This is a genomic window from Variovorax sp. UMC13, from assembly GCF_014170375.1.
In the GTDB taxonomy this organism is placed as follows: Bacteria; Pseudomonadota; Gammaproteobacteria; order Burkholderiales; family Burkholderiaceae_C; genus Variovorax.
In genome coordinates this window covers 285,929-312,381 of record NZ_LZZW01000018.1, presented here as the reverse complement: position 1 = coordinate 312,381, position 26,453 = coordinate 285,929, and the positions used below count along the sequence as shown (strand labels likewise).

Annotated in this window: 25 protein-coding genes; 4 read left to right on the top strand and 21 right to left on the bottom strand. The window is 70.5% G+C overall.

What is annotated here, in order from left to right; genetic code table 11:
* Nucleotides 1-4 precede the first annotated feature (4 nt).
* The 13 genes from A9977_RS16215 to A9977_RS16155 form a co-directional block, all read right to left on the bottom strand.
* Complete coding sequence (locus tag A9977_RS16215) at nt 5-985, bottom strand: MBL fold metallo-hydrolase (RefSeq protein ID WP_183025883.1); 981 nt, start codon at nt 983-985, stop codon at nt 5-7.
* A 90-nt stretch (nt 986-1,075) separates the two neighbouring features.
* Nucleotides 1,076-1,921, bottom strand: a complete 846-nt coding sequence (locus A9977_RS16210; RefSeq protein WP_183025882.1) for a helix-turn-helix transcriptional regulator — start codon at nt 1,919-1,921, stop codon at nt 1,076-1,078.
* 39 nt (nt 1,922-1,960) lie between these two features.
* Complete coding sequence (locus A9977_RS16205) at nt 1,961-2,992, bottom strand: phosphotransferase family protein (RefSeq protein ID WP_183025881.1); 1,032 nt, start codon at nt 2,990-2,992, stop codon at nt 1,961-1,963.
* 3 nt (nt 2,993-2,995) lie between these two features.
* Nucleotides 2,996-3,808, bottom strand: a complete 813-nt coding sequence (locus A9977_RS16200) for an enoyl-CoA hydratase-related protein (RefSeq protein ID WP_183025880.1) — start codon at nt 3,806-3,808, stop codon at nt 2,996-2,998.
* Nucleotides 3,809-3,975: 167 nt separating this feature from the next.
* The gene (locus tag A9977_RS16195; RefSeq protein ID WP_183025879.1) at nt 3,976-5,202 is read right to left on the bottom strand and encodes an ABC transporter substrate-binding protein; all 1,227 of its coding nucleotides are present in this window, start codon (nt 5,200-5,202) and stop codon (nt 3,976-3,978) included.
* Entirely contained in the window at nt 5,199-6,491 is a 1,293-nt protein-coding gene (locus A9977_RS16190) for an acyl-CoA dehydrogenase family protein (protein WP_183025878.1), read from the bottom strand. Before A9977_RS16190 ends, A9977_RS16195 begins: the two co-directional genes overlap by 4 nt.
* A complete protein-coding gene (locus A9977_RS16185) occupies nt 6,488-6,892 on the bottom strand; it encodes a DUF6285 domain-containing protein (protein ID WP_183025877.1) in 405 nt (134 codons plus the stop codon). The genes A9977_RS16190 and A9977_RS16185 overlap by 4 nt, the downstream gene beginning before the upstream one ends.
* Nucleotides 6,892-7,899: a phosphotransferase family protein gene (locus tag A9977_RS16180; protein WP_183025876.1), complete on the bottom strand. Its 1,008-nt coding sequence runs from the start codon at nt 7,897-7,899 to the stop codon at nt 6,892-6,894. Before A9977_RS16180 ends, A9977_RS16185 begins: the two co-directional genes overlap by 1 nt.
* A complete protein-coding gene (locus tag A9977_RS16175; protein WP_183025875.1) occupies nt 7,892-8,923 on the bottom strand; it encodes a branched-chain amino acid ABC transporter permease in 1,032 nt (343 codons plus the stop codon). Before A9977_RS16175 ends, A9977_RS16180 begins: the two co-directional genes overlap by 8 nt.
* A 16-nt stretch (nt 8,924-8,939) precedes the next feature.
* Nucleotides 8,940-9,812, bottom strand: a complete 873-nt coding sequence (locus A9977_RS16170; protein ID WP_183025874.1) for a branched-chain amino acid ABC transporter permease — start codon at nt 9,810-9,812, stop codon at nt 8,940-8,942.
* A 3-nt stretch (nt 9,813-9,815) separates the two neighbouring features.
* A complete protein-coding gene (locus tag A9977_RS16165) occupies nt 9,816-10,532 on the bottom strand; it encodes an ABC transporter ATP-binding protein (protein ID WP_183025873.1) in 717 nt (238 codons plus the stop codon).
* A complete protein-coding gene (locus A9977_RS16160; protein ID WP_183025872.1) occupies nt 10,529-11,332 on the bottom strand; it encodes an ABC transporter ATP-binding protein in 804 nt (267 codons plus the stop codon). Before A9977_RS16160 ends, A9977_RS16165 begins: the two co-directional genes overlap by 4 nt.
* A 79-nt stretch (nt 11,333-11,411) precedes the next feature.
* A complete protein-coding gene (locus A9977_RS16155; RefSeq protein ID WP_183025871.1) occupies nt 11,412-12,590 on the bottom strand; it encodes an acetyl-CoA C-acetyltransferase in 1,179 nt (392 codons plus the stop codon).
* Nucleotides 12,591-12,755: 165 nt separating this feature from the next.
* Between A9977_RS16155 and A9977_RS16150 the strand changes: the two genes are divergently transcribed.
* A complete protein-coding gene (locus tag A9977_RS16150; protein ID WP_183025870.1) occupies nt 12,756-14,315 on the top strand; it encodes an AMP-binding protein in 1,560 nt (519 codons plus the stop codon).
* 42 nt (nt 14,316-14,357) lie between these two features.
* On the opposite strand, the gene A9977_RS16145 is transcribed toward A9977_RS16150, so the two are convergent.
* The 5 genes from A9977_RS16145 to A9977_RS16125 all read right to left on the bottom strand — a co-directional run bounded on the left by A9977_RS16145 (nt 14,358) and on the right by A9977_RS16125 (nt 19,586).
* On the bottom strand, nt 14,358-15,515 hold the full coding sequence (locus tag A9977_RS16145; RefSeq protein WP_183025869.1) for an acyl-CoA dehydrogenase family protein: 1,158 nt from the start codon (nt 15,513-15,515) through the stop codon (nt 14,358-14,360).
* A gap of 127 nt (nt 15,516-15,642) precedes the next feature.
* Nucleotides 15,643-16,422, bottom strand: coding sequence for an SDR family NAD(P)-dependent oxidoreductase (locus tag A9977_RS16140; RefSeq protein WP_183025868.1), 780 nt, complete (start codon nt 16,420-16,422; stop codon nt 15,643-15,645).
* An 11-nt stretch (nt 16,423-16,433) separates the two neighbouring features.
* Nucleotides 16,434-17,489, bottom strand: coding sequence for a phosphotransferase family protein (locus tag A9977_RS16135; protein ID WP_310936144.1), 1,056 nt, complete (start codon nt 17,487-17,489; stop codon nt 16,434-16,436).
* Nucleotides 17,486-18,778 carry an acyl-CoA dehydrogenase family protein gene (locus A9977_RS16130; RefSeq protein WP_183025867.1) on the bottom strand — a complete coding sequence of 431 codons (1,293 nt, stop codon included), beginning with the start codon at nt 18,776-18,778 and terminating at the stop codon, nt 17,486-17,488. Before A9977_RS16130 ends, A9977_RS16135 begins: the two co-directional genes overlap by 4 nt.
* 28 nt (nt 18,779-18,806) lie before the next feature.
* Nucleotides 18,807-19,586 carry an SDR family NAD(P)-dependent oxidoreductase gene (locus A9977_RS16125; protein ID WP_183025866.1) on the bottom strand — a complete coding sequence of 260 codons (780 nt, stop codon included), beginning with the start codon at nt 19,584-19,586 and terminating at the stop codon, nt 18,807-18,809.
* A gap of 139 nt (nt 19,587-19,725) precedes the next feature.
* On the opposite strand from A9977_RS16125, the gene A9977_RS16120 reads away from it, so the two are divergent.
* The 3 genes from A9977_RS16120 to A9977_RS16110 all read left to right on the top strand — a co-directional run bounded on the left by A9977_RS16120 (nt 19,726) and on the right by A9977_RS16110 (nt 22,483).
* Nucleotides 19,726-20,424 carry a TetR/AcrR family transcriptional regulator gene (locus A9977_RS16120; RefSeq protein ID WP_183025865.1) on the top strand — a complete coding sequence of 233 codons (699 nt, stop codon included), beginning with the start codon at nt 19,726-19,728 and terminating at the stop codon, nt 20,422-20,424.
* 89 nt (nt 20,425-20,513) lie between these two features.
* Nucleotides 20,514-21,716: an ABC transporter substrate-binding protein gene (locus tag A9977_RS16115; protein ID WP_183025864.1), complete on the top strand. Its 1,203-nt coding sequence runs from the start codon at nt 20,514-20,516 to the stop codon at nt 21,714-21,716.
* A complete protein-coding gene (locus A9977_RS16110) occupies nt 21,713-22,483 on the top strand; it encodes an enoyl-CoA hydratase (RefSeq protein WP_183025863.1) in 771 nt (256 codons plus the stop codon). Before A9977_RS16115 ends, A9977_RS16110 begins: the two co-directional genes overlap by 4 nt.
* Nucleotides 22,484-22,487: 4 nt before the next feature.
* Here A9977_RS16110 and A9977_RS16105 read toward each other — a convergent pair whose 3' ends face one another.
* From A9977_RS16105 to A9977_RS16095, 3 genes are all read right to left on the bottom strand, one after another.
* A complete protein-coding gene (locus A9977_RS16105) occupies nt 22,488-23,270 on the bottom strand; it encodes an SDR family NAD(P)-dependent oxidoreductase (RefSeq protein WP_183025862.1) in 783 nt (260 codons plus the stop codon).
* 50 nt (nt 23,271-23,320) lie between these two features.
* The gene (gene fadB, locus A9977_RS16100) at nt 23,321-25,474 is read right to left on the bottom strand and encodes a fatty acid oxidation complex subunit alpha FadB (RefSeq protein WP_220811824.1); all 2,154 of its coding nucleotides are present in this window, start codon (nt 25,472-25,474) and stop codon (nt 23,321-23,323) included.
* Nucleotides 25,475-25,702: 228 nt separating this feature from the next.
* On the bottom strand, nt 25,703-26,158 hold the full coding sequence (locus A9977_RS16095; RefSeq protein WP_183025860.1) for a PA2169 family four-helix-bundle protein: 456 nt from the start codon (nt 26,156-26,158) through the stop codon (nt 25,703-25,705).
* Nucleotides 26,159-26,453 lie beyond the last annotated feature (295 nt).

Below are 26,453 nucleotides of genomic sequence, written 5' to 3'. Positions count from 1 at the left end.
TCCCTCAACGCCCCGCCGGCAGCGGCGAGAACTCGGCCGGTACCCAGGCGAAGGCCGGCCCTTCGCGCCGCACATGGCCCAGTCCCGGGAACGGCAGGTGCGCGCCCGCCACCCACCAGCCTTCGCGCGTCGCGCGCTCGAGCAGGCCACGGCGCGAGGCGATGGCCTGCGGGCGGTCGGTGTCGGCCTCGAAGGAAGCTTCTGGCCGCGCGAACTGCACCGCGTGGTAGTGCAGCACGTCGCCCCAGACCAGCAGCTTCTGCGCCCCGTCCCTGCCGCCGTCGGCCAGGAAGGAGGTGTGGCCCGGCGTGTGGCCGTGCGAGGCCAGCGCCGTGAAGCCGGCGGGCAGCGCATCGCCGGGGCCGAACCGGCGCAGCCTGCCGGCCGCCGCATAGGGTGCGATCGCGCGCCGCGCCATGCCGAACAGGAAGCGCAGTGATTCCGGGGTGGACGCCTCCGAGGCCGGGTCTTCCCAATAGGCCGCCTCCTCACGCGCGAGCCACAGCGTGGCATTCGGGTAGGCCACCGCGCCCTGCGCGTCGAGCACGCCGCAGAGGTGGTCGGGGTGGGCATGGGTCATCAGCACCGCATCGACGTCCTCGGGCCGGAAGCCGGCCGCGCGCAGGTTGGCCAGCACCTGGCCCAGGCCTTCGCCGAAGCATTGCGCGGTGCCCGCGTCGACCAGCACCCGCAGGCCGCCGCGCTCCACCAGGTAGGCGTTGACCGCCGTCTGCAGGCCCTTCTCGCCCTCGGGCACATGGCGGTCGGCCAGCAGCGCATCGACCTGCGCGGGCGCGATGCCGGTGAGCTGGGCGCGCGGCAGCGGCACCACGCCGTCGAACAGCGCGGTCACACGCAAGTCGCCGATGGCCTGGCGGTAGTAGCCCGGCACCTGCGCGTTCGGCTGGGCCGGCGCGGCGAGCGCCAAGGTCGTTGCCGCGGCGGCGATGAGCAGGCGCAGGCGGGAAGAAGCATGAAGAGGCATGAAAAAGGTCCAGGGACAAGGAAGCCTCATCCTCGGTGCGGCGCGCCTCGCGAGGCGCTCAACTTCGTGCGTGAAACGCTCGCGCCGTGCTCAGCCTTCGGCGTTGCCGATGTCGCCGGGCTGCAGCCCGTAACGCGCGACGAAGCGCCGCACGAAGCTCGCGCTCGAGCGGTAGCCCACGCGCCCGGCCACGGTCTTCACCGGCCAGCGCGTGGTGTAGAGCAGCGTCATCGCGTGCGCAAGGCGGGCTTCGGTGATCGCGTCGCTCAGCGAGGTGTGCTCGGCCGCCAGGCGCCGGCGCAGGGTGGCGCCGCTCATGCCCAGCGCGGCCTCGAAGTCCACCGAGCGCCAGTCGCGCTCGGGCTGCGCTGCCACCAGGGCCTGCACCTGCGCCGCCAGGCTGGGCGGTGGCGGCACCAGCATCGCGGTGTGGCCCCAGCCGCACAGGCGCACCAGCATGGCCGCGAGCGCCAGCCGCGCCTCGCCGTAGCGCGCGGCCTGCAGCGCGCCGCTCCAGGCCATCAGGTCGGCCTCGAGCCGGGCCGCAGGCATGGCGACGATGCTGTCGCCGCCCTGCACCACCGGCACCGCCCACAGCAGGCGCGCCGCATCGATCACCTCGGCGCACAGCGGGATGGTCAGCGTGAGGTAGAGGCCGTTGTGCGCATCGGGCCGGTTCATCACGTCGATGCGGCAGCTGCGCGTGACCAGGAACAGCTGGCCGGGGTCGATCGTGAGGTCGATGCCCGCGCCGCGCAGCCACTTCTGACCCGACAGCACGATGGCCAGCGTCGGCCCCTCGATGGTCACCGAGCTCGCGCCATGCTCGCGCCGCGCCGTGATGCAGGCATAGCCCTCGGCGCGCGGGCAGTCGGCCAGGGTCTGCAGGCGGTCGAGCAGCGGCGAGGGGGAATCGAGGAGCAGAGCGTCGGTCATGGAGAAGCGGGATTTTCCCACCTCTCCCTGCACGCCCCTTCAGTCGATCAGCGCCGCGGCCCTTCGCGCGAAGCCCGCGGCCTGCGCGCCCACCTGCACGGCGTCGCTGGCGGCCGCGCTGCCGCTGCGTGCGCGCGCCGCGATGCCTTCGAGAATGACCGCGAAGCGGAACAGCGAGAAGGCCAGGTGGAAGTTCGTCACCGGCTCCGCATGGCCGCCGGTCTGGCGGTAGTGCGCGGCGTAATCGGCCTGCGTCGGGATGCCCTCGGCCGCCAGGTCGACGCCCAGCATGCCCTCGAACTCGTCGGCCCCCGTGTGCCAGGCCATGCAGCTGTAGGCCACATCGGCCAGCGGATGGCCGAGCGTCGACAGTTCCCAGTCGAGCACCGCGATCACGCGCGCCTCGGTGGGGTGGAACATCAGGTTGCCGAAGCGGAAGTCGCCGTGCGCGATGGTCGTGTGGTCGCCCGCCGGGATGTTCGCCGGCAGCCAGGCGATGAGCCGGTCGATGTTCGCGTCTTCGCGGGTGCGCGAGGCTTCCCATTGCCGCGTCCAGCGCGTGACCTGGCGCTGGAAGAAGTTGCCGGGCCGGCCGTAGTCGCCCAGGCCCGCGGCGGCCCAGTCGACCGCATGCAGGCGCGCCAGCGTCTCGGCCATGGCGAAGTAGTAGGCACGGCGCTCGGCCGCAGGAATCTCGGGCAGCGTGTAGTGCGGGAACACGCGGCCTTCAAGCTTGTCCATCACGTAGAACGGCGTGCCGACCACGCTGCGGTCGTCGCAGTACAGCACCGCGTGGGGCACGGGCACGTCGGTGCCGGCCAGCGCGCGCAGCACGCGGTACTCGCGGTCGACCGCATGGGCCGAAGGCAGCAGCTCGCCCGGCGGTTGCTTGCGCAGCACCAGCGCGCGGTTGTCGAAGTCGACGAAGAAGGTCGGGTTCGACTGGCCGCCGCCGATGCGTGCCAGGCGCATCGGGCCGCTCAGGCCCGGGATCTGGGCGCGCAGGTGGCTGGCCAGGCGTTCGGCGTCGAATTCGGGCACGGTGGCCGCGGTGTGGTTCTCGCTCGCCATGGCTCAGTGGCGCCCGAAGACCGGATCGCGCTTCTCGCCGAAGGCCTTCACGCCCTCGGCGAACTCGGGTCGGTCGATGAGTTCGCGCTGGCGCTCGGCCTCGTAGTGCATCTGCGCCTCCAGCGGCACGCTGCCCGCCGATTCGTAGGCGTTGCGGATCTCGCGCGCCGCATGCGCGGGCAGGCGCGCCAGCCGCTGCGCGGTGGCCAGCGCCTCCTGGCGCAGCGCCGCGTCGTCGACGCAGGACCAGATCAGGCCCCACTGCGCGGCCTGCTCGGCGCTCAGCCGGTCGCCCAGCAAGGTCAGCGCGACCGCGCGCGCACGGCCGATCGAGCGCTCGAGGAACCAGGTGGTGCCCAGGTCGGGCACGATGCCCAGCCGGGGCATGAAGGGCAGGTAGAAATAGGCCGAGCGCGCCGCCAGCACCACGTCGGCCGCCAGCGCCAGGCCCACGCCCGCACCCGCGGCCGGGCCGTTGACCGCGCTCACCACCGGGAAAGGCAAGGCGCGGATGTCGGCGATCAGCCGGTTCGACAGCTCGGCCATGGTGTCGGCCGTGCGCTGGCCCAGGCTGCCGCCACCCTCGTTCGGCCCCATGCTCGACAGGTCGGCGCCCACGCAGAAGGCTTTGCCCGCGCCGGTGATCACCAGTGCGCGCGTCGTGCCCTCGTCGCACAGCCGCGCCAGGCGGTCGCGCAGGCCGCGCTGGATGTCGAGCGTCAGCGGGTTGAGCCGCGTCGGCACATGCAGGCTCAGGATCGCGACGTCGCCGTCGCGCTCGTACAAAAGGGACGACTCGCTTGTGTTTTCGTTCATGTCTGCCTCTCTGATGGTTGGGAACACGGGGACGGCCCGGCGGCCTTCATCGGACCTTGATCACGTCGCCGACCGGCGCCTCGGCCCGAATGATTCGATCCCTGCAGATTCTGCTGTGGAACTGACTGGACAAGAGACCGATGCGGGACAGGGGGCGCCGGACGCCCTCACTTCATCTGCAGCACCGGCCCGAGCGGATCGAGCTCGACGCCGTTGAAGCGCACCGGCTGCATCGAGGCGTAGGCGTGCAGGTCGCTGGCCGAGTTGGCCATCAGCACGCCGGGCAGCAGCATCGGCAGGCGCACGTCCTTGAGGTTGCTGGCCACGCGGCGCACGTTGTCGCGCGAGAGGTCGTCGCCCGCGGCCTGCAGCACATGCGCCATCAGCGCGGCCACCAAGTAGCCCGAGACGCCGCTGCCGTTGCTGGCATCGACCTCGGGCGCATGGGTCTTGAGCAGGTCCAGGTAGGCCAGCACCTCGGGGTCGCGGCCCCAGCGCTGGCTCATCGGTTCCTTGTAGACGGCCAGCGAGATCACGCCCTTCGACTTCTCCGCGCCCGCGGGCTCGAAGGCCATCTTGACCGAGGCCGCCGCGAAGTTGAGGTAGCGGTCGGGCTGCCAGCCCAGGTCGGCGGTCTTGCGGATCGCCTGCGCGGCGGTGCGCGCCGTGGCCGCCATCACCAGCACATCGGCACCCGAATTCTTGAGCTGCACCACTTGCGAATCGACCGTCGGGTCGGTGACCTCGAAGGTGGCCTGCGCCACGACCTTCGCCTTGGCCTGCCCGGCCAGGCCCTGCTGCAGGCCCTTGAGCACTTCGCGGCCCAGGTCGTCGTTCTGCATCAGCACCGCCACCTTGGCGTCGGGCCGGTTGGCCAGGATGTGGCGCGCGAAGGCCCTGCCCTCGCCCTGGTAGCTGCCGAGGAAGGGCACGGTCCAGGGCGACTTCGCCGCATCGTCGAACTGGGCCGCACCGCTCTGGATGAACAGCTGCGGCACCTTCTTGGTGTTCATGTAGCGCTGGATCGCGGTGTTGGGCGCGGTGCCCAGGTTGCCGAAGATGGCCAGCACCTGGTCTTCCTCGACCATGCGGCGCACCACCTCGACCGTCTTGGGCGGCGAGTACTGGTCGTCGTAGATCAGCAGGCTGACCTTGCGCCCGCCGATGCCGCCGGCCTCGCTGAGCTTCTTGAAATAGGCCTGCGCGACCTTGCCCACCACCGAGTAGCCCGAGACCGGGCCCGACAGCGGCATGGGCATGCCCAGCTTGATCTCGGTGTCGGTCACGCCGGGGTCGTACTTCTTCTGCGCCGCGGCCGGCAGCGCCACCGCCAGGGTGAATGCAGCCAGGGCCGCGAGCGTGCGCCGGCGCGTCGGTGGAATGCGTGAGTTCATGCCTTGTCTCCTTGGTTTTTCTTCGGCCCCATGTAGCCGAACAGGTAGCCCGCGACCTTGCGCATCTGGATCTCCTCCGAACCCTCGGTGATCCGGTAGCGCCGGTGGTGCCGATAGATGTGCTCGAAGGGTTTGTGGCGCGAATAGCCGATGCCGCCGTGCACCTGCATCGCGCGGTCGGCGGCCTCACAGCACAGCCGGTTGGCCCAGAAGTTGCACATCGAGACCTTGTCCGAGAGCTGCTTCTCGACCTCGGGCTTGGGCATGCGGTCCATCTCCCAGGCGGTCTTGCGGATCAGCAGACGCAGCATCTCGACCTGCGTGGCCAGTTCGACCAGCGGGAACTGGATGCCCTGGTTGCGCGCCAGTTCCTCGCCGAAGGGCTTGCGCTCGCGGGCGTACTTCACGCTCTCGCGCACGCAGTAGTCGGCAGCGCCCAGGCTCGAGGCGGCCTGGCGGATGCGGTTCTCGTGCACGAAGTGCTGCGCCACTGCAAGGCCGCCGTCGAGCGGGCCCAGCACCGCGTCCTCGGGCACCCACACGTTCGTGAAGCTCACGCGCGGATGGTCGGTGGGCATGTTGAAGGTCCAGAGGTACTCCTCGATCTTCACGCCCTCGGCCTGCGCCGGCACCAGCAGCGCGCTGATGCCGCGCGCGGCGCCGTCCTCGCCGCTGGTGCGCGCGAACACCACGCAGTGCGTCGCCACGTGCATGCCGGTGGTCCACATCTTCTCGCCGTCGATGCGCCAGCCGGCGCGGCCGCCGCGCGCCTCGGGCACGGCGCGGGTCTCCATGTGGGTGGCGTCCGAGCCGTGCTGAGGCTCGGTCAGGCCGAAGGCCAGGTGCACGCTCTCGTCGAGCATGCCGGCGATGAATTCCTGGCGCTGCGCAGGCGTGCCGAAATCGCGGATCGCGAGCACGAAGGGGTTGTTGGCGACGATCGAATGCTCGTTCTGCAGATCGTTGTGCAGGCCCAGCCCGCGCGCCGCGAAGTGCTCGCGGATCACGGCCATCCAGAGGTTGCCGCCGTCGCGGCCGCCGAATTCGCTCGGCAGCGCGAAGCGCAGGTGGCCGGCTTTGTCGGCGCGCCGGCGCGCCTCGCCCAGCAGCGCCTCCCACTCGGGGCGCGGCAGGCCGCCGTTGTCGAAATCGGTGCGTGCCCATTCGCGCCGGTGGTCGAAGAAGCGCTCGTTGTCGTCCTGCGCCTGCAGCGGCACGATCTCGCGTTCGATGAAGGCGTCGAGTTCGCCCAGGTAGGCGACCAGTTCGGGCGGGAGATCGAAGTTCATGGCGTCGGTGTGCGGGAGATCGAAGGGTCGAGGCTGCGCCGGTAGCTGCCGTAGCCGGGCTGGTCCACGGCCAGCTTGGCGCGCGTGATGTGCCACAGGTGGTCGGCCAGGCCGGGCGTGGCCAGGTCGAGGGCGCCGTCGGCGATGCGCCGGCACAGCGTGCGTTGCAGCGCGTCGAGGTCGGTCTCGCTGCTGTCGAGCAGGGCCTGCAGCGAAGCGCGTTCCCCGGCCGCCTGCTGTGTGTCGGCCTCGGCCAGCAGCTCGCGCCGCGCAATGTCCAGCGCATTGGCGGCCACGCGCGCATGGAAGGTCAGCGTGCCGTCCGCGGCCGGCACCACCTGCTCGCGCAGGAAGGCGGCCACGGCTTCGAGCAGTTCGGTGGGGCTGGGGTGGTCCTGCATCAGGCGCCTCCTTGGGGCGCGATCAGCGCCAACAGGTCGATCTCGGCCTCGGAAGCGCGGCGGCCGATCACGGCCTTCTCGAGCTCGCGTTCGCTGCCGCCGAGCCAGGCATGCGCCATGGCCTCGCAGACGATGCCCCACTTGAGCGTGCCCAGCACCTGCCAGTAGCGCAGGCGCCCGGTGTCCACCGTGCCGCCCTCGGCGGTGTAGCCCTCGAACAGTTCGGCCAGCGTGCCGAAGCCGCCCACGGGCAGTTCGTCGCGGCCGAAGCGCCAGGCGTTGACGCAGAGCCAGCCCAGGTCTTCCATCGGGTCGCCGATGTGGGCGAGCTCCCAGTCGAGCACGGCGCGCAACCCCTGCTCGCCGACGATCAGGTTGCCGTTGCGGAAGTCGCCGTGCACCAGCACCGGCGCGGCCTCGGTGGCCGGCGCATGCCGGCGCAGCCACTGGAAGGCCGCCTCGAACACCGGCCTTGCCGTGCCATGGCCGCGATGCAGCGCGAGCTGGAAGTCGAGCTCGGCGCGCGCGCCCGAACGGCGCAGCGGCGGCAGACCCGCGAGCGGCACGCGGTGGATCTTCGCGAGCGCCTGGCCGCATTGCCGCGCGAGCACGCGGCGGGCCGGTTCGAAGCGTTCGTCGCGCACGATCCGGCGGCCCAGCGTCTCGCCCTCGATGCGCGCCATCACGAAGCCTTCGCCCAGGCCGTCGGCGGGCTGCAGCACATGGCACACGGCGGGGGCCGGCACGCCCAGCGCGCGGGCGGCATCGATCAGCGCGGCTTCGGTCGCGAGGCCGGCCGAGCCGTGGTCGCGCGCGCTCTGCACACCCGGGGCACGCCGCAGGATCAGCGGCAGAGCGCCCTCCCCTGCGGTGCCCAGCTCGAAGGCCCAGGTCTGCTGGCTGGCACCGCCCGAGAGCCGGCGCAGGCCGTCGACCGTGCGCCCGCCGGGGGCGATGCGCGCGGCGATCGCCTGCAGTGCGGCGGCGATCGCCTCGGGTTCATCCATGGGCTTTGAAGCGCGCCTGGATCTTGCGCAGCAGGCCCACCACGCCGCCGGGCATCGCGAACATGATCGCGATCAGCACCACGCCGTAGATGGCCCAGGGTGCGGCCTTCGACACCTTCTCCGCCAGCGAGGGCACGAACATGATGAAGATGGCGCCGAAGATCGCGCCCCACAGCGTGCCCACGCCGCCGATCACGATGCCCACCAGCAGCGAGATCGACAGGAAGAGCGTGAACGAATCGGGCGCCACGAACTGCACCGCGATGGCCGACAGCGCCCCGCCCACGCCGGTGTAGGCGGCCGACACGCCGAAGGTCATCGACTTGTAGTGGCTGTTGTCCACGCCCATGGCCTCGGCCGCCATCGCGTGGTCGCGGATGGCGCGCATCGCGCGGCCGGTGCCGCTCTGCAGCAGGTTGTGCGCGATCACGAACATCACCACCGTGACGAAGAGCGCGAACAGGTAGAGCCACTGGTCGGGCGTGAGCGGCAGGCCGAAGGGCGCGTCGGGCTTCATCAGCACGATGCCCTGCACGCCGCCGGTCCAGGCTTCGAGGTGCTTGTATTTCAGCAGCTGCGGCATGGCCACGCCCAGCGCGAAGGTGGCGAGCGCGAGGTACAGCCCCTCGAGCTTGAGCGCGGGCCGACCGAAGGCATAGCCCACCACCAGGCAGACCACGGCCGCGGCCGGCACCGTGGCCCAGTACGGCGTGCCGGCATGCTCCATGAGGATGGCCGTGGTGTACGCGCCGATGGCATAGAAGGCGCCATGGCCCAGCGAGATCTGGCCGTTGTAGCCGGTCAGGATGTTCAGGCCCAGCAGCGCGATCGCGTACGACAGCACCATGGTGGCCTGGAACAGCTGGAAGCCCTTGGCGACGAAGGTCAGGCCGATGGCGAGCAGGGCCAGCACGGCGAGCGTGCCGATCCAGCCGGGGGCGAAGCCGCCTCGGCGTGCGGGCTTGGGCGTCGATGGCGCAGCGGCAACGATGGGCGCGCGGGATGTGGCGTCGAGAGAGTTCATGTCGAGGAATCCTGGGTCAGACGCGGGTGACGACGGTGCGGCCGAGCAGGCCCGCCGGGCGCACGATGAGCACGCCGACGATGAGTACCAGCGCGACGGACAGCTTGAGTTCGGTGCCCACGACGTAGGTGCCGATCAGGTTCTCCAGCACGCCCACGAGGAAGCCGCCGAGCACCGCGCCGATGGGGCTGTCGATGCCGCCGATCAGCGCGCCGGCGAAGGCGTAGAGCAGCACGCCGGTCATCATGTGGGGGTCGAGGAAGACCACCGGCGCGACCATCATCCCGGCGACCGCGCCGATCGCGCCGGCCAGGCCCCAGCCCAGCATCAGCATGCGCCCGACGTTGATGCCCACCAGCCGCGACGAGGCCGCGTTCTGCGCCGCGGCGCGCATCGCCAGGCCCAGCGGCGTGAAGCGGAAGAAGGAGAACAGCGCGACCACTACCACCAGCGTGACCACGATCGCGCCCACCTCGTGCGCCGACATCATGGCGCTGCCGTACCAGGCATCGGACGGGAACGGGCTCGGGAACTGCTTGATCGTGTAGCCGAACAGCCAGCCCGCGAGGCTGTGGAAGATCACCAGCAGGCCGATGAACACCACCACCACCGATAGCGCGGGCTTGTCGTGCATCGGCCGGATCACGGTGAACTCCACCACCGCCGCCAGCACGAAGGACAGCACCACGGTCGCGATGAAGGCCAGCCAGTACGGCAGCCCGGCCTGGATCAGCATCCAGGCGATGAAGGTCGAGAACATCGCCATCTCGCCCTGGGCGAAGTTGATGTGGTGCGTGGCCTGGTAGATCATCACCAGGGCCAGCGCGACGCTGGCGTAGATGCCGCCGGACGCGAGCCCGGCGAGCAGTTGGTGCAGGAAAGCGTTCATGCGTTATTCACCCAGATAGGCGCGACGGACTGCGTCGTCGCGGCGGATGTCGTTCGAGGGGCCGGACAGCACGATGCGCCCGGTCTCCAGCAGGTAGGCGCGGTCGGCCAGGTCGAGCGCGAGCTTGGCGTTTTGCTCCACCAGCAGGATCGACACGCGCTCCTCCTGGTTGATGCGCCGCATGATCGCGAAGATGTCCTTGACGATCAGCGGCGCGAGGCCGAACGAGGGCTCGTCGAGCAGCAGCAGCTTGGGCTTGCCCATGAGCGCGCGGCCGATGGCCAGCATCTGCTGCTCGCCGCCCGACAGGGTGCCGGCCTGCTGGGCGCGGCGCTCCTTCAGGCGCGGGAAGTAGCCGTAGATGCGTTCCATGTCGGCCTCGGCGCCGGCCCGCCTGGGCCGTGCATAGGCGCCCAGCCGCAGGTTCTCCTCGGCCGTGAGGCCCAGGAAGGTGCCGCGGCCGTCGGGCACATGGCCCACGCCCAGCTTCGCGATCTGCTCGGTCGAGCGGCCGTCGATGCGCTGGCCCACCAGGGTGATGCTGCCTTCGGTCGAGACCATAGCCTGGCACAGCGCGCGCAGCGTGGTGGTCTTGCCCGCGCCGTTGGCACCCAGCAGCGCGACGATCTCGCCGTCGGCGATGTCGAGGTCGATGCCCTGCAGCACGCGCGTGGCGCCGTAGGCCGCGCGCAGGCCGCGCACTTCGAGGATGGAACTCATGCTGCGACCTCCTCGTCCGCGCCCAGGTAGGCGCGGATCACTTCCGGATGCGCACGCACTTCGGCCGGCGTGCCCTCGGCGATCTTCTTGCCGAAGTTGAGCGCCACCACCTTGTCGGAGACGCCCATCACCAGCCCCATGTGGTGCTCGACCAGCAGCACCGTGACCTGCAGGCGGTCGCGGATGTCGCGGATCAGCGCGCCCAGGCTCTCGAGCTCCTCGTGGTTGAGGCCGGCCGCGGGCTCGTCCAGCAGCAGCAGCTTCGGCTGGGCCGCGAGCGCGCGGGCCAGTTCGACGCGCTTCTGCGTGCCGAAAGGCAGGTCGGCCACGGTGCGCTCGGCCACGCTGCCCAGGTCGAGGAAATCGATCAGCGCCTGGGCGCGTGCACGCGCCTCGGCCTCGATGCGGGCCGCGCCCGGCAGCCGGAAGGCGTTGCGCAGGAAACCCGCGTGGTGCTGGCTGTGGCAGCCCACCAGCGCGTTCTCGCGCACGGTCATCGTGCGGAACAGCGCCAGGTTCTGGAAGGTGCGGCCGATGCCGATGCCCGCCATGCGGTGGCGCGGCATGGTCGACAGCGGATGGCCGTCGAAGGTGATCCGGCCGGTGTTGCATTCGTAGAGACGCGACAGGCAGTTGAACAGCGTGCTCTTGCCGGCGCCGTTGGGGCCGATCAGTCCGCAGATCTGCCCGCGCTGCACGTCGAAGGTCACGCCGTCGAGCGCCACGATGCCGCCGAAGCGCACCGAGACGCCGTCGATGTGCAGCAGGGCCTTGTCTCCGCGATCGTTGTCATGGGTCATGCTTCGATCTCTTTTTTATGGGATGAAAGGCGCCGCCCACGCGGTCGCCAGAAGCCGCCCGCCTGGCGGGCGCCGCGGACTAGAGCCGCTCGAGAATCGTGACGTTCGCCAGCCCGCCGCCCTCGCACATCGTCTGCAGCCCATAGCGCTTGCCGCGCTGGCCCAGCGCATGGACCAGCGTGGTCATGAGCTTGGCGCCCGAGCCGCCCAGCGGGTGGCCCAACGCGATCGCACCGCCGTGCACGTTGAGGCGGGCCGGGTCGGCGCCCAGCGTCTGCAGCCAGGCCAGCGGCACCGGGGCGAAGGCCTCGTTGACCTCGTAGAGGTCGATGTCGTCGATCCTCATCCCGGCCTTCTGCAGCGCGCGCTGGGTGGCGGGGATCGGGGCCTCGAGCATGATCACCGGGTCGTGGCCGATCACGGTCATGTGGTGCACGCGCGCCAGCGGCTTGACGCCCAGCGTCTTCAGGCCGCGCTCGTTGACCACCAGCAGGCCGGCCGCGCCGTCGCAGATCTGGCTCGCGGTGGCCGCGGTGCAGCGCCCGCCCTCGGCGATCAGCTTGACGCCCGCGATACTTTCCAGCGTCGCTTCGTAGCGGATGCCTTCGTCGGTGGTGTGCATCTCGCCGGTTTCGCTGCCATCGGCCAGGCGCACCGCGACCGGCACGATCTCGTCGGTGAAATGCCCGCCGCGGGTGGCGGCGATGGCGTTCCGGTGGCTGTGCAGCGCGTAGGCATCGAGCTGCTCCTTCGACAGGCCGTACTTGACGGCGATCTGCTCGGCGCCGGTGAACTGGCTGAACTCCACGCCGGGGTAGCGCGCCGCCATGCCGGGGCTCACATAGCTGCCGAGGCCGTTCTTGTAGGGCAGGATGCTGGGCGTGCCCATGGGCACGCGGGTCATGCTTTCCACGCCGGCCGCGATCACGATGTCCATCGCGCCCGACATCACGGCCTGGGCCGCGAAGTGCAGCGCCTGCTGCGAGGAGCCGCACTGGCGGTCGACCGAGGTGGCCGGCACCGACTCGGGCAGGCGCGAGGCCATGACCGCGTTGCGCGCGATGTTGTTGGACTGCTCGCCGGCCTGGCCGACGCAACCCATGATCACGTCCTCGATCAGCGCCGGATCGGCGTCGGCGCGCGCGATCAGCGCATCGAGCACCTGAGCGGCCAGGTCGGCGGGATGCCAGCCGGCAAGGCGGCCGTTGCGGCGGCCACCGGCGGTGCGGGCGGCGGCGACGATATAGGCTTCGGGCATAGGTTTTCTCCAGTTTCGAAAGTAGGCAGCGAGGGCATTGTTGGCGCCAGGGCCGCACCCAGCGTCGTCGGAACGGACGATTTTGGAAAGCGCTCTCCGGGCGCACGATGGCGGCACGCGGCGCAGGCCCGCGCCCCCCCTGCAAGACCGACCCGGAGACACCCGATGCATCCCAGCCCCGCGCTGAACGACGGCCCCAGCATGGGCCACCTGCTCGTCACCGCCATCCAGCGCGGCGGCGACGCCATCGCTTTCATCCACGAAGACCAGCGGATCAGCTATCGCGACTTCGGCCGCATGCTGAGCCAGCTGGTGCAGGCACTCCATGCGCGCGGCCTGCGCCAGGGCGACTCGATCGCCGCCCTGTCGGCCAACCGGCCCGAGGCCTTCATCGTCATGGCGGCCAGCCACCTGATGGGCCTGCGCATGACCTGGATCAGCCCGGTGTCCTCGGAGGAAGACCACGCCTACATCCTGGCCGACGCGGGCGTGAAGGCCCTGTTCGTCGACCCCCTGCCCTTCGGCGAGCGCGCGCGCCGGCTGTGCGCACGCACGCCGGCCATCGCGCAGTGCTTCGGCCTGGGCCCGCTGGAAGGCTGCGAGGACATCCTGGCCGCGCTCGCCGCCTACGCGCCCGGTCCGCTCGCGCCACAGGCCCGCCCGCAGGACGACTGCGTGGTGGTCTACACCGGCGGCACCACCGGCCGGCCGAAGGGCGTGGTGCACAGCCACCTCGTGCAGGCCACGATGGCGATCACGCAGATGGCCGAGTGGGACTGGCCGGCCGAACTGCGCTTTCTCGCGCTCTCGCCCATCACCCATGCGGCCGGCGCGATCATCCCCACGGTGCTGATGCGCTCGGGCACCTTCGTCACCACCGCCGGCTTCGACGCCGACCGCTTCATCGACCTGGTCGAGCGCCACCGGATCACCGCGACCTTCCTGGTGCCGACCATGGTCTACGTGCTGCTGGACCACCCGCGCCTGCCCGCGGCCAAGCTCGACAGCCTGGCGCTGATCGTCTACGGCGCCGCCGCGATGCTGCCCGGCCGGCTGGTCGAGGCCATGGAGCGCTTCGGCCCGATCTTCATGCAGCTCTACGGCCAGTCGGAGGCGCCGATGGCCATCACCGTGCTGCGCCAGCGCGACCACGATCCGGTGAACCATCCGCAGCGCCTGGCCTCCTGCGGCACGCCCACCTCGGCCGTGCAGCTGCGGCTGCTCGACGACGCGGGCCAGGAGGTGGCCGAGGGCGAGGTCGGCGAGATCTGCCTGCGCGGCCCGCTGGTCACGCGCGGCTACCTGGGCAAGCCCGAGGAGACGGCCGCCGCCTGGCGCCACGGCTGGCTCTACAGCGGCGACCTCGCGCGGCGCGATGCCGACGGCTATCTCTACATCGTCGACCGCTCGAAGGACATGGTGATCAGCGGCGGCTTCAACGTCTTCCCGCGCGAGATCGAGGACGTGCTGAGCCGGCACCCGGCCGTGGCCGGCGCGGCCGTGATCGGCGTGCCCGATGCCAAGTGGGGCGAGGCGGTGAAGGCCGTGGTGGTGTGCAAGCCCGGCGCACGGGTGGAGGCGGCCGAGCTGATCGCGCTGGTGAAGCACCACAAGGGCGCGGTCTATGCACCCAAGAGCGTGGACTTCGTCGACTCCCTGCCCGTGACGGGGCTGGGCAAGCTGGACAAGAAGGCGCTGCGCGCGCGCTACCGCAGCGTCGCCTGAGGCGAAAACGCCGGCTTGGCGCCGGCGTTTGGTCAGGAGACGCTAGAGGCGCGAGATCCGCTTCGCCATGCTCCAGCGATGCACTTCCGACGGGCCGTCGTAGATCCGGAAGGCCCGGATGTCCTTGAAGATGCGCGCCACGATGGTCTCGTCGGACACGCCACTGGCGCCCAGGATCTGCACCGAGCGGTCGACCACGCGCCATTCGGCCTCGGAGCACAGCACCTTGGTCAGGCTGGATTCGTGGCGGCCCTTCTGGCCCTGGTCGAGCACCCAGGCGCAATGCCAGATGGCCAGGCGCGCACTGTGCAGGTCCATCTCGTTGTCGGCCAGCATGAAGCCCACGCCTTCGTGCTCGATCAGCGGCTGGCCGAAGGCCTGGCGCTTGCGCGCGTAGTCGCTGGCCACCTCGTGCGCGCGGCGCGCCTGGCCCAGCCAGCGCATGCAGTGCGTGAGCCGCGCGGGCGCGAGCCGCACCTGGGCGTAGCGGAATCCATCGCCGATCGTGCCCAGCACGTCTTCGGCCGGCACGCGCAGGCCGTCGAAGCGCACCACGCCATGGCCGCCGGTGAAGCAGCTGTCGAGCGCGTCGATCTGGCGCTCGATCACGATCTCGGGCTGGTCCATGTCGGCCAGGAACATGGTCGACGAGCCGTCTTCCATACGCGCCATGATGATCGCGAAGCCCGCGCCGGTGGCGCCGGTGATGAACCACTTGCGGCCGGTGATGACGTAATGGTCGCCGTCGCGCACGGCCAGCGTCTGCATCATCGACGGGTCGGAACCCGCGCCCGGCGGCGGCTCGGTCATGCAGAAGCAGGAGCGCACATGGCCGTCGATCAGCGGCTGCAGCCAGCGCGCCTTCTGCGCGGCGGTCGCGACCTCTTCCATCAGGTGCACGTTGCCCTCGTCGGGCGCGTGGATGTTGAGCGCGACCGGGCCCAGCGGCGAATAGCCGGCTTCCTCGAACACGATCGCCTTGTCGACGTGCGACAGGCCGAGCCCGCCGTGCGCCTTCGAGGCGTGCGGCGTGAGCAGGCCGTGGCGGCGGGCGCGCGCGACGAGCTCGTTGCGCAACTCTTCGCTGGGGCCGTGCGAACCCTGGCGCGGGTCCGACTCGAGGGGGATCACTTCATCGGCGATGAAGCGGCGGGTGCGCTGCTGCAGATCCAACTGCGCGGGAGACAGGCTGAAATCCATTCGGTCTTCGTTTTCGTTGTCGTGTGTTCGATCAGAGGGGGCGGCCCGAAGGGCCACCAGAGTGCATCCGATTGTCGGCATGCGCCCCGCAAATCCGGTCACCAACGCGACCGGAATCACACTTTCGTCATGCGTTGCGCGCCATCAGGCCGCCATCGACCGGGATCACCGCCCCCGTGAGGTACGAAGCCGCGGGCAGGCACAGGCTCGGCATCATGTGCGCCACCTCCTCGGGCAGGCCGTAGCGGCCCAGCGCGGTGCGCCGGCGGGCGAAGGTGCGCTTGTGCGCGTCGGCGATGTCGGCCGTCATGCCGGTCTCGATCGGGCCGGGGCAGATGCAGTTGACCGTGATGCCCTCGCGGCCCAACTCGACCGCCAGCGCGCGCGTGAAGCCGGCCACGCCGGACTTGGCGGCCGCGTAGGCGCTGTGGCCCGCGCTCGCGCCCAGTGCCTCGGTCGAGGCCACGGTCACGATGCGCGGCGCGTCGGAGCGACGCAGCCAGGGCAGCGCGGCGCGCACGATGCGCTGCTGCGAGGTCAGCAGCACCTCCAGCCCGCGCAGCCAGCGCAGGTCGTAGCCGGGGTCGTCGAGCGCGCACTGCACCGAGATGCCGGCGTTGCTCACCAGGATGTCGAGCGCGCCCCAGTGCTGCGCGGCGGCCTCGACCACGCGCGCGACCGCGGCGCCGTCGGCCACGTCGAGGGCGAAGGCCCGGGCCTGGCCGCACCGGTCGCGGATCGATGCGGCCACGGCCTCCACCGCCTCGCCGCGGATGTCGGCCAGCGCCACGCGCGCGCCCTGCTGCGCGAACAGCCGCGCCGCCGCCTCGCCCATGCCGCCGGCCGCGCCGGTCACGAGCACGGCGCGATCGCGCACGCTGCGCGGGTCGTCGTGTGTGTCTGTCATCTTCTGTTCCTTCAGCGCGGCGCGCGCGCGTCGATCCATCCAGCCGCGCGCTCGAAGAGCTTGCGGGCCATCGCATGCAGCCGGTCGCCGGTGGCGCGGTCGGCCTTGCCCGCGCAGGCGCGCGCATGGCTGCCCTCGAGCAGGATCGCGAGCTTGTAGCAGGCCAGCACCGCATACCAGTGCAGTTGCGACAGGTCCCGTTGCGAGCCTTGCGCGTAGCGTTCGATCAGTTCGTCGGCCTTTGGGAAACCCTCCCAGGGCCGGGGTACGTCAGGCCCGACGGCTTCGCCATCGGCGCCGGGCCAGGTGGCGAGCAGCCAGCCCAGGTCCAGCAGCGGATCGCCCTGCACCGCCAGCTCCCAGTCGACGATGGCGGCCAGCTGCGGGCCGTCGTGGCGGTACATCACGTTCGCGAGGTGGTAGTCGCCGTGCATCAGGCCGGCCACGAAGGACGCGGGCCGGTGCGCCTCGAGCCAGCGGCCCACGGCATCGACATCGCCCAGCGACGCGGCGCCGGGCCAGCCCTCGAACTCGGCATAGCCCGCGAGCTGCGCCCGCCAGCGCGGCACCTGGCGCTCGAGGAAGCCGTCGAGCCGGCCCAGGTCCGACAGGCCGATGGCCGCGGGCACGACGCGGCCCAGCGCGGCCGCGCCGTCGGCGATCGCCAGGCCCATCGCATGGCGCAGCGCGGGATCGCCCGCATGCAGCGCGGGCAGGCCGGCGCAGGCGTTGAAGCCCGCGACCGGTTCCATCAGGTAGAAGGCCGCGCCCAGCACCCCGGTGTCGGTGCAGCCCGCGACCAGCCGCGGATGCGGCACCTCGCTGCCGGCCAGCGCGCCCAGCACGCGGATCTCGCGCCGCATGGTCGCGTTGCCGTCGATCCGCGGATGCAGCGGCGGCCGGCGCAGCACGTAGTCGCGGCCGCTGCGGCCGAAACGCAGCAGCAGGTTCTGCGTGCCGCCGGCCAGCACCGTCGGCGCCTCGATGGCGCCCTCGCCCAGGCCCTGCGCGTCCATCCATTGCGCGAGGCGCGGCAGGTCCACCAGCGCTTCCCAGGGCTCGCTCACACCACGCCCTGCAGGTCTTCTAGGGCGTCGCCGTACAGCGCCAATGCGCGTTCGTGGGCACGCGGCAGGTGGTAGTGCGGAAACAGCTGGTCCGTGGGCGTGAACTCGCGCAGCACCTGGCGCGCCACCGTCACCTTGTGCACCTCGGTCGGCCCGTCGGCCAGGCCGAGGAAGTAGGAATTGACCACGCTGTTGACGAAGGGCATCTCGCTGGAGACGCCGATGGAGCCGTGCAGGTGCAGCGCGCGCGAGGCGATGTCGTGCAGCAGCCTGGGCATGGCGGCCTTGACCGCCGCGATGTCCTTCTGCACGCGCTTGTAGTCCTTGTGCTTGTCGATCAGCCAGGCCGTGCGCAGCACCAGCAGGCGGAACTGCTCGAGCTCGATCCAGCAGTCGGCGATCTTCTCCTGCACCATCTGCTTGTTCGCCAGCGGCTCACCCTTGGTCTGGCGCGAGATCACGCGCTCGCAGGCCATCTCGAACAGCATGCGCGCCTCGCCGATGGTGCGCATCGCATGGTGGATGCGGCCGCCGCCCAGCCGGGTCTGCGCCACCACGAAGGCCTGGCCCACGCCACCCAGCACATGGTCGGCCGGCACCCGCACATCGGTGAAGCGCAGGTAGGCGTGGGTGGGGATCTTTTCCGATGCGATGCCCGCGTCGCGCACGATCTCCACGCCCGGCGTGTCGGCCGGCACGATGAACATCGACTGGCGCGAGATCAGCGGAGCCTCGGGGTCGGTCACGGCCATCACGATGAAGAAGCTCGCGTAGCGTGCGTTGGAGGCGAACCACTTCTCGCCGTTGAGCACCCAGCCTTCGGCGTCGCGCACGCCCCGCGTGGTGAAGACCATCGGGTCGGCACCGCCCTGCGGCTCGGTCATGGCGAAGCAGGAGACGATCTCGTTGGCCAGCAGCGGCTCGAGCCAGCGCTTCTTCTGTGCGGGCGTGCCGAAGTGCGCGAGGATCTCGCCGTTGCCGGTGTCGGGCGCCTGGGTGCCGAACACCGTGGGCGCGAAGATCGAGCGGCCCAGGATCTCGTTCATCAGCCCCAGCTTGACCTGGCCGAAGCCCTGGCCGCCCAGCTCGGGCCCGAGGTGGCAGGCCCAGAGGCCGCGCGCCTTGACCTCCGCCTGCAGCGGCCGCACCAACCGCACATTGCGCGGATTGGTCACGTCGTAAGGGCTGCCCAGCACCTCGGCCAGCGGCTCGACGCGCGTGCGCACGAACTCGTTCATCCAGTCCAGCTGTTGCTGGAAGTCGGGGTCGGTCTCGAAATCCCATGCCATGTTCTTGTCTCCTGTGGGGTGTGCGGTGTCAGGCGAGCGTGAGGCCGCCGTCGACGATGAGGGTCTGGCCGGTCACGTAGGCCGCCAGCGGTGAAGCGAGGAACAGCGCCGCGCCGGCCATGTCCTGCGGCAGGCCGAAGCGGCCGGCCGGGATGCGCGAGAGCATCGCGTCGCGCCGCGCGGGCACGGCCGTCGTGACCTTGGTGAGCTTGGTGTCGACCAGCCCCGGCGCGATGCCGTTGACGCGGATGCCTTCGCCCGCCCAGGCCTCGCCCAGCGTGCGCGTGAGCCCCACCGCGCCGGCCTTGGAGGCCGCGTACGCGGGGTTGCCGCGCGTCGATCGGAAGCCCGCGGTCGAGCTCACGGTGATCAGCGCGCCGCCGGCCGCGCGCAGCATCGGATGGAACTTGAGTGCGCAGCCCATGAGGCTGCCGAGGTTCACGCGCAGCACGCGGTCGAAGCCCGGCATCTCGAACTCGCCGCGCTTGTAGGCCACGATGCCCTGCGCGAGCACCAGCACGTCGAGCCGGTCGAAGGCCGGCACGTGGGCATCGATCGCGCCCTGGTCGGCCAGGTCGAGCGGCGTGTAGTGCAGGCCTTCCAGGTCGCTGCCCTCCTCGTCCGCGTAGTCGGCGGCCGACGGGCGCGTGCCCCAGGCATGGACCTGCGCACCCAGCGCGCGGAAGGCCTGCGCGATGCCATTGCCGATGCCGCTCGAGCCGCCGACCACCAGCACGGTCTTGCCGCTGAAGTCGAGCGCGCTCGCGTAGCGCAGGGGCGCCGGGGTGGGCGCTGCCGGGTTCGTCATGTCGGTGTCTCCGTTGGAATTAAAACACTGGCCTAATTGATTCAATGTAGCCTCGCGGCCCAGCCCGGTCAACGAAGACAATGCGCGGCAGGCGATCCGGCTGCCACCTGGGCGACAGGCACACTCATCCATCCACACCATGCGCGGCCCCGACACACGCACCCACATCAAGCAGATCGCCCTGCAGCTGTTCGCAGCCCAGGGCATCGACAACGTCTCGGTCCGCGACATCCTGGTCGCGGCCGGACAGAAGAACGGCGGTTCGCTGCACTACCACTTCGGCAGCAAGAAGGCGCTGGTGCAGGAGCTGGTGGCCGACGGCGCGCAGCGCATCGACGCCTGGCGGCTGCAGCGCCTCGACGCGCTGGAGGCCCTGGCGACGCCGCCCAAGCTGCGCGACATCGTGAAGCTGCTGGCCGAACCCATGGGGCCGCGCGGTGATGCGCCGGCCGACGCCGACGACGACGCCGGCTACATCCCCTTCATGAACTCGCTGCTGGTGCGGCACCACGCGGTCTTCCTCGAAGGCGTGGAGGGCCACGATGTGGGCTTCAGGCGCTGCATCGCCCACCTGCGCGCGCTGCTGCCCGACATGCCCACCGAGCTGTTCAACCAGCGGCTGCGGCTGATGATGCTGTACCTGTTCACGGCCGTGTCGGCACGCGAGCAGACCGGCGAAGGCAGCACCTGGTACCGGCTCTGGGCGCATCCGGCCAGCGAGGAGAACTTCATCGACAGCATCGAGGGCCTGCTGCGCGAACCGGCCTCGGCCGCCACGCGCGCGGCCATGGGGCCGCCGGCCGCGAAGCCGCCGGCGCGCCCGCGCAAGCCGCGCTGATTTCGTCGCTTTGGACGATGCGCGCCCCGGCGCGCCGCGCGAACACTGCCCGACGCCCCGCATTCGACGGGGCGACGGAGACAGATCCCATGCACTTCAGACGCCATTTCATCGCTGCCCTGGTGGGGACGGCCTTCGCCTGTTCGTCACTGCACGCGGCCGAGCCCGGCATCAGCGCGAGCGAGATCCTGATCGGCTCGACCCAACCCTTCAGCGGCCCGGCCTCGGCCTACGGCAGCGTGGGCTTCGCGACCGAAGGCTATTTCGCCAAGGTCAACGACGAGGGCGGCATCCACGGCCGCAAGCTCAAGCTGATGGCACTCGACGACGCCTTCACGCCCTCAAAGACCGTCGAGCAGACGCGCAAGTTGGTCGAGCAGGACCAGGTCTTCCTGATGTTCGCCTCGCAGGGCACGGCGGCCAACGCCTCGGTGCAGAAGTACCTCAACGCCAAGAAGGTGCCGCAGCTGTTCGTGATGTCGGGCTCGCATGTGTTCCAGACGCCCGACAAGACACCCTGGACCGTGCCCGGCCTGCTCTCGTACTACGCCGAGTCGCGCGCCTACGCCACGCACATCCTGCGCAACACGCCCAACGCCAAGGTCGGCGTGCTGTTCCAGAACGACGACTTCGGCAAGGACTACCTGCGCGGCATCAAGGCCGGCCTGGGTGCGCAGGCCGCCAGGCTGATGGTGGCCGAGCAGAGCTACGAACTCACCGACCCGACCGTCGATTCCCAGGTCGTCGCGCTGCGCGCCGCGGGCGTCGACACGCTGGTGATGGGCTCGCTGTCGAAGCAGACCAGCCAGGCGATCCGCAAGATCCACGACCTGGGCTGGAAGCCCACCATCTACCTGAGCTACATCTCGGCGGCCGTCTCGCCCACGCTGGTCAACGCCGGGCTCGAGAAGTCGGTGGGCATCCTGACCGCCACCGTGATCAAGGACCCGACCGACACGCGCTGGCACCAGGACGCCGACTACCTCGAGTGGCTGGCCTGGATGAAGAAGTACTACCCCAAGGGCGACCTCAGCAACATGAGCAACGTCTACGCCTACGTGGCCAACAGCACCATGGTCCACGTGCTGCGCGCCGCCGGCCCGAACCCGACGCGCGAGGAAGTGCTCAAGCGCCTGACCAACCTGCGCGACTACGCCGCGCCGATGCTGGTGCCAGGCGTGACGCTGAGCTTCAAGCCCGACGACTACACCGGCTTCCGTCGCATGCAGCTGCAGAAGTTCGACGGCGCCAAGTGGGTGCAGGTGGGCGAGCCGATCGGCGACGGCACATGAGCGCGCTGCTGCAACTCACGCGGCCGCAACCCGGCTGCGCCTGCCTCGTGCTGAACCGGCCCGAGGCGATGAACGCGCTGTCGACCCCGCTGCGCCTGGCGCTGGTGCGAACGCTCGAAGAACTGGCACGGGACGAGAGCGTGCGCGTGCTGGTGCTCACCGGCGCCGGCAAGGCCTTCTGCGCGGGGCTCGACCTGCGCGAACTGGGCCGGCAGGCGCTGGACATCGCCTCGCCGGCCAACGACCCGGTCACGGCGCTGGCGCGTTTTCCGCGCCCGGTGATCGGTGCGATCAACGGCGCGGCCATCACCGGCGGCTTCGAGCTGGCCCTGGCTTGCGACATGCTGATCGCCTCGAGCGCGGCCCGCTTCGCCGACACGCACGGCCGTGTGGGCGTGATCCCGGGCTGGGGCCTGTCGCAGAAGCTGAGCCGGCTGATCGGCATCGGCCGCGCCAAGGAGCTGTCCTTCAGCGGCAACTTCATCGGCGCCGTGCAGGCCGAGCGCTGGGGCCTGGTCAACCGCGTCGTGGCGCCGGACGACCTGATGTCGCAGGCGCTGGCCCTGGCGGCCGACATCGCGGGCGCGCTGCCCGAGATCGTCGCGCCCTACAAGCGGCTGATCGACGAGGGCTACGGCCTTCCCTTCGACGATGCCATGCGGCTGGAGCAGCAGGCCAGCGCGCGCTGGGCCGAGCAGCTGAAGCCCGAAGCGCTGGAGGCCCGCCGCGCGTCCGTGAGCGCACGGGGGCGGCAGCAGGCCGGCTGAGGACTCAGCGCGGCGCCATGCGAATGGCGCCGTCCAGGCGCACGCTTTCGCCGTTGAAGTAGCCGTTGGTGATCATCAGCTCGGCCAGCGTCGCGTACTCGGCCGGGTCGCCCAGGCGCTTGGGGAAAGGCACCGATGCGGCCAGCGCCTCCTTCACGTTGTCGGGTGCGCCCTGCAGCAGGGGGGTGTTGAAGATGCCCGGCAGGATGGTGTTGACGCGGATGCCCTCGCCCATCAGGTCGCGCGCGATGGGCAGGGTCATGCCGACGATGCCGGCCTTCGACGCGGTGTAGGCGGCCTGCCCCATCTGGCCGTCCTGCGCCGCCACCGAAGCGGTGTTGACGATGGCACCGCGTTCGCCGTCCACGCCCGGCGCCAGCGAGAGCATGCCGGCCGCCGACTTGGCGATGCAGCGGAAGGTGCCCACCAGGTTGATCTGGATGATGCGGTCGAAGTTGGCCAGCGGGAAATGCTTGACCTCGCCCGAAGCCTTGTCGCGGCTGGCGGTCTTGACCGCGTTGCCCGTGCCGGCGCAGTTGACCAGCACGCGTTCCTGGCCGTGGGCCGCGCGCGCCTTGGCGAAGGCCGCGTCGACCTGTTCGTCGCAGGTCACGTCGACCTTGCAGAACACGCCGCCGAGCTCGGCCGCCAGGGCTTCGCCCTGCGCTTCGTTGAGGTCGAACAGCGCGACCTTCACGCCGTGGCTGGCCAGGCGCCGCGCGGTGGCCGCGCCGAGGCCCGAGGCGCCGCCGGTGACGACGGCGGCAATGCTGGAATCGAGTTGCATCGAGAGTCCTTGAGGGATGGATCTGGGGAAGAAAGAAGGAAGAAAGGAGATCAGACCGGGTAGTAGCGCGCGCCGCTGGCCGCCATCTCGCGCATGCGCGGCGTGGCGGCGTACTGCGGGCCCAGCGCCGCATGGCGTTCGGTCAGCGCGACCACGCGGTCCAGGCCCAGCCAGTCGGCGTACTTGAGCGCGCCGCCCGCATAGGCCGGGAAGCCGATGCCCAGCAGCAGGGCCATGTCGAGCTCGGCCGGGGTCGCGACCACGCCCTCCTCGAGCGCATGGGCGGCCTCGACGATCAGCGGCAGCATCATGCGTTCGACGATGTCGGCATCGGAGAAGTCGCGCCGCCCTTCGGGCTGCAGCGTGGCCACCAGCGCATGCGCCTCGGGCGCGGAGAACTTGCGTGGCCGGCCGGTGGGGTCGTTCTCGTAGCGGTAGAAACCGGCGCCGTTCTTCTGGCCGTAGCGCTGCTTCGCCACCATGAGCTTGACCGCGTCGCGCTGCGTGGGGCGCATGCGCTGCGGATAGCCGGCCGAGATCACGTCGCCCACGTGCGCGCCCACGTCCATGCCCACCACGTCCTGCAGGTAGGCCGGGCCCATGGGCCAGCCGAAGGCTTCCATCACGCGGTCGATGTGCTCGAAGTCGGCGCCGTCGGCCACCAGCTGGGTGAAGGCCGTGATGTAGGGCGTGAGGATGCGGTTGACCAGGAAGCCAGGGCAGTCCTTGACCACGATCGGCGTCTTGCCCATGGCCACCGCATAGCCCACGGCCGTGGACACCGCCGACGCCCGCGTGCGCGAACCCTGGATCACCTCGACCAGCTGCATCACCGGCACCGGGTTGAAGAAGTGCATGCCGACGAAGTCCTCGGGCCGCGCGAGCGGCTGCGCGATGTCGTCGATGCGCAGGCTCGAAGTGTTCGACGCGATCACCGTGCCGGGCCGGACCACGTTCTCGAGCGCGGCCAGCACCGTGCGCTTGACCTCGAGCTTCTCGACCACCGCCTCGATCACGCAATCGACCGCATCGAAGCCGGCCTCGTCGAGCTGCGGCCGGATCGATGCGAGCACCGCGTCGGCGCGCGCCTGCGCGAGCCGGCCGCTCTTGACCTGTTTGGCCAGCTGCTTGCTCGCCTCGGCGATGCCCAGGTCGAGTGGCGGCTGCGCGATGTCCTTCATGCGCACCGGCGTGCCGCGCAGCGCGCTGGTGTAGGCGATGCCGCCGCCCATGATGCCCGCGCCCAGCACCGCCGCCTGCGCGACCTGGCGGCCTTCGCGCGCATGGCCCTTGTAGCGCTTCTTCAGGGCTTGGTCGTTGAGGAAGGCCTGCACCAGCGAGGACGCGGCCTGGGTCTTGGCGACGCGGCCGAAGGCGGCGGCCTCGAGGTCGAGCGCGCCCGCACGGTCCTGCCCCGCGGCCTGGGCCATCATCTCGAGCGCAATCACGGCGGCCGGCTGGTGCTTGGGGCCGCGCGCCAGCAAGGGGGTGCGCGCGGCTTCGACCAGCCCTTCGGCTTCCTGCGAACCCAGCGCGAGCTTCACGCGCTTGCGCTGCTGTGCGGCCTGCCAGTCGACCTCGCCGCGCACCGCGCGCTGCAGCAGCGCCAGGGCCTCGGCGCGCAGCGCGTCGGGGCTGGCCAGCGCGTCGACCACGCCCGCGGCCAGCGCCGCGGCGGCCTTGACGGGCTTGCCGCTCGCGACCCAGTCGATGGCCGTGGCCAGGCCGGCCACGCGCGACAGCCGCACCGTGCCGCCGAAGCCGGGGAACAGGCCCAGCTTGACCTCGGGCACGCCGACCTGGGCCGTGTCGGACATCACACGCAGCGGCGCCAGCAGCGCGAGCTCGAGCCCGCCGCCCAGCGCAAAGCCGTTGATCGCGACCACGCTGGGCACCGACAGGTCCTCGAAGGCGTTGAACAGTTCGTTGCTGGCGCGCACGCCGGCGGCGATCTCGGCCTCGGTCTTCTGGAAGGTGGCGCCGAACTCGGTGATGTCGGCGCCGACGATGAACACCTCCTTGGCGCTGGTGACCAGCACGCCGCGCACCTCGGGCGCCGCCGCGATCACCGCCGTGGCCTGGCGGAACTCGTCGACGGTGCGTGCGTCCAGCTTGTTGATGGCTTCGCCGCGGCGGTCGAAACGAAGCTCGACCAGCCCTCCTTCGGTCAGCGGCAGGACGCTGATGCTTTCGCCTTGGAACAAGAGATATCTCCTCATGGCCGGCGACACGCCGACCCTGGGGAAAAAGTTTAGGGACGCAGCCTGTGGGCCGGCATCGTCCGAAGCGACGAATCCATGCGCTCAGACCGGCCGGAACACCGGCCGTTCCGCTTCGCGGCGACCTGGTACCGGCCGCCCTCGAGGAGGGCCATGCTTGCCGCAGCCCAAAAAAAGGCCCCCGAAGGGGCCTGGTTTGCGACGCGCGACGGCTCAGCTTTGGGCGCGAGCGACATTGCGCAGGTCGCGGATCTGGTCGTGGTTCTTCTGCGCACCGGCAGCCTGGCGCTCGACCACCGCGCGCACGTCGGCGGGCAATTCTTCCTTGAGCGCCTTGCGGTAGCGTGCGATCGCCGCGTCCTCGCCCTTTTCGCAGGATTCGAGAATCGAGAGTTCGCTGTCGGCACCGACCGCGCCCTTGACCTGGACCCAGCCCCGGTGCAGGGCGCCCGCCGCCGTACCGCCCGAAGCGGGTTCGCCCCCATATTGAACGATCAGAACTTCCAGTTCACGCGCCGCCTCTGCGCAACCGACCGAACGGCTCGCGAACAGCGTCTTGATGTTGGAGGTTTCGACCTGCTCAGCACAGGTCTTGAAGCCATATTCACCGTCACGTGCGTTCTCGAGCAAATCGTTGAGAACGCTCACCACTGCATTGTTGTCAGCCATAAATTATTCCTTTTCGCCCGAAGGCTGGGGTTGAATTGAAGGCGCTGCTTGAGCGCTTGGAGCAACCATGGCGTGGCGCCGCGACAGCAGGCGTCATCGCCGTGGACCCCCGGCTGTAGTCCATGACGCTGGTTCCGTGGCCGATCGTGATGACAGGGTCTCGTCATCGCTGCCGGTCCCGGGCCCGGCGCGACTGCTGGCATGTGAGCCCTCATCGGACGCCAAGCCGTGCAATCGTCCGCCGGCGCTTTGGACGACAGCCGATCGGCGCCTCGACCTCGGCCAAGCGCCCCAG

What these genes read in the sequence shown, in the direction of transcription:
- A9977_RS16215 (WP_183025883.1), bottom strand. Translation starts at nt 985, where the DNA reads ATGCCTCTTCATGCTTCTTCCCGCCTGCGCCTGCTCATCGCCGCCGCG.
- A9977_RS16210 (WP_183025882.1), bottom strand. Translation starts at nt 1,921, where the DNA reads ATGACCGACGCTCTGCTCCTCGATTCCCCCTCGCCGCTGCTCGACCGC.
- A9977_RS16205 (WP_183025881.1), bottom strand. Translation starts at nt 2,992, where the DNA reads ATGGCGAGCGAGAACCACACCGCGGCCACCGTGCCCGAATTCGACGCC.
- A9977_RS16200 (WP_183025880.1), bottom strand. Translation starts at nt 3,808, where the DNA reads ATGAACGAAAACACAAGCGAGTCGTCCCTTTTGTACGAGCGCGACGGC.
- A9977_RS16195 (WP_183025879.1), bottom strand. Translation starts at nt 5,202, where the DNA reads ATGAACTCACGCATTCCACCGACGCGCCGGCGCACGCTCGCGGCCCTG.
- A9977_RS16190 (WP_183025878.1), bottom strand. Translation starts at nt 6,491, where the DNA reads ATGAACTTCGATCTCCCGCCCGAACTGGTCGCCTACCTGGGCGAACTC.
- A9977_RS16185 (WP_183025877.1), bottom strand. Translation starts at nt 6,892, where the DNA reads ATGCAGGACCACCCCAGCCCCACCGAACTGCTCGAAGCCGTGGCCGCC.
- A9977_RS16180 (WP_183025876.1), bottom strand. Translation starts at nt 7,899, where the DNA reads ATGGATGAACCCGAGGCGATCGCCGCCGCACTGCAGGCGATCGCCGCG.
- A9977_RS16175 (WP_183025875.1), bottom strand. Translation starts at nt 8,923, where the DNA reads ATGAACTCTCTCGACGCCACATCCCGCGCGCCCATCGTTGCCGCTGCG.
- A9977_RS16170 (WP_183025874.1), bottom strand. Translation starts at nt 9,812, where the DNA reads ATGAACGCTTTCCTGCACCAACTGCTCGCCGGGCTCGCGTCCGGCGGC.
- A9977_RS16165 (WP_183025873.1), bottom strand. Translation starts at nt 10,532, where the DNA reads ATGAGTTCCATCCTCGAAGTGCGCGGCCTGCGCGCGGCCTACGGCGCC.
- A9977_RS16160 (WP_183025872.1), bottom strand. Translation starts at nt 11,332, where the DNA reads ATGACCCATGACAACGATCGCGGAGACAAGGCCCTGCTGCACATCGAC.
- A9977_RS16155 (WP_183025871.1), bottom strand. Translation starts at nt 12,590, where the DNA reads ATGCCCGAAGCCTATATCGTCGCCGCCGCCCGCACCGCCGGTGGCCGC.
- A9977_RS16150 (WP_183025870.1), top strand. Translation starts at nt 12,756, where the DNA reads ATGCATCCCAGCCCCGCGCTGAACGACGGCCCCAGCATGGGCCACCTG.
- A9977_RS16145 (WP_183025869.1), bottom strand. Translation starts at nt 15,515, where the DNA reads ATGGATTTCAGCCTGTCTCCCGCGCAGTTGGATCTGCAGCAGCGCACC.
- A9977_RS16140 (WP_183025868.1), bottom strand. Translation starts at nt 16,422, where the DNA reads ATGACAGACACACACGACGACCCGCGCAGCGTGCGCGATCGCGCCGTG.
- A9977_RS16130 (WP_183025867.1), bottom strand. Translation starts at nt 18,778, where the DNA reads ATGGCATGGGATTTCGAGACCGACCCCGACTTCCAGCAACAGCTGGAC.
- A9977_RS16125 (WP_183025866.1), bottom strand. Translation starts at nt 19,586, where the DNA reads ATGACGAACCCGGCAGCGCCCACCCCGGCGCCCCTGCGCTACGCGAGC.
- A9977_RS16120 (WP_183025865.1), top strand. Translation starts at nt 19,726, where the DNA reads ATGCGCGGCCCCGACACACGCACCCACATCAAGCAGATCGCCCTGCAG.
- A9977_RS16115 (WP_183025864.1), top strand. Translation starts at nt 20,514, where the DNA reads ATGCACTTCAGACGCCATTTCATCGCTGCCCTGGTGGGGACGGCCTTC.
- A9977_RS16110 (WP_183025863.1), top strand. Translation starts at nt 21,713, where the DNA reads ATGAGCGCGCTGCTGCAACTCACGCGGCCGCAACCCGGCTGCGCCTGC.
- A9977_RS16105 (WP_183025862.1), bottom strand. Translation starts at nt 23,270, where the DNA reads ATGCAACTCGATTCCAGCATTGCCGCCGTCGTCACCGGCGGCGCCTCG.
- A9977_RS16095 (WP_183025860.1), bottom strand. Translation starts at nt 26,158, where the DNA reads ATGGCTGACAACAATGCAGTGGTGAGCGTTCTCAACGATTTGCTCGAG.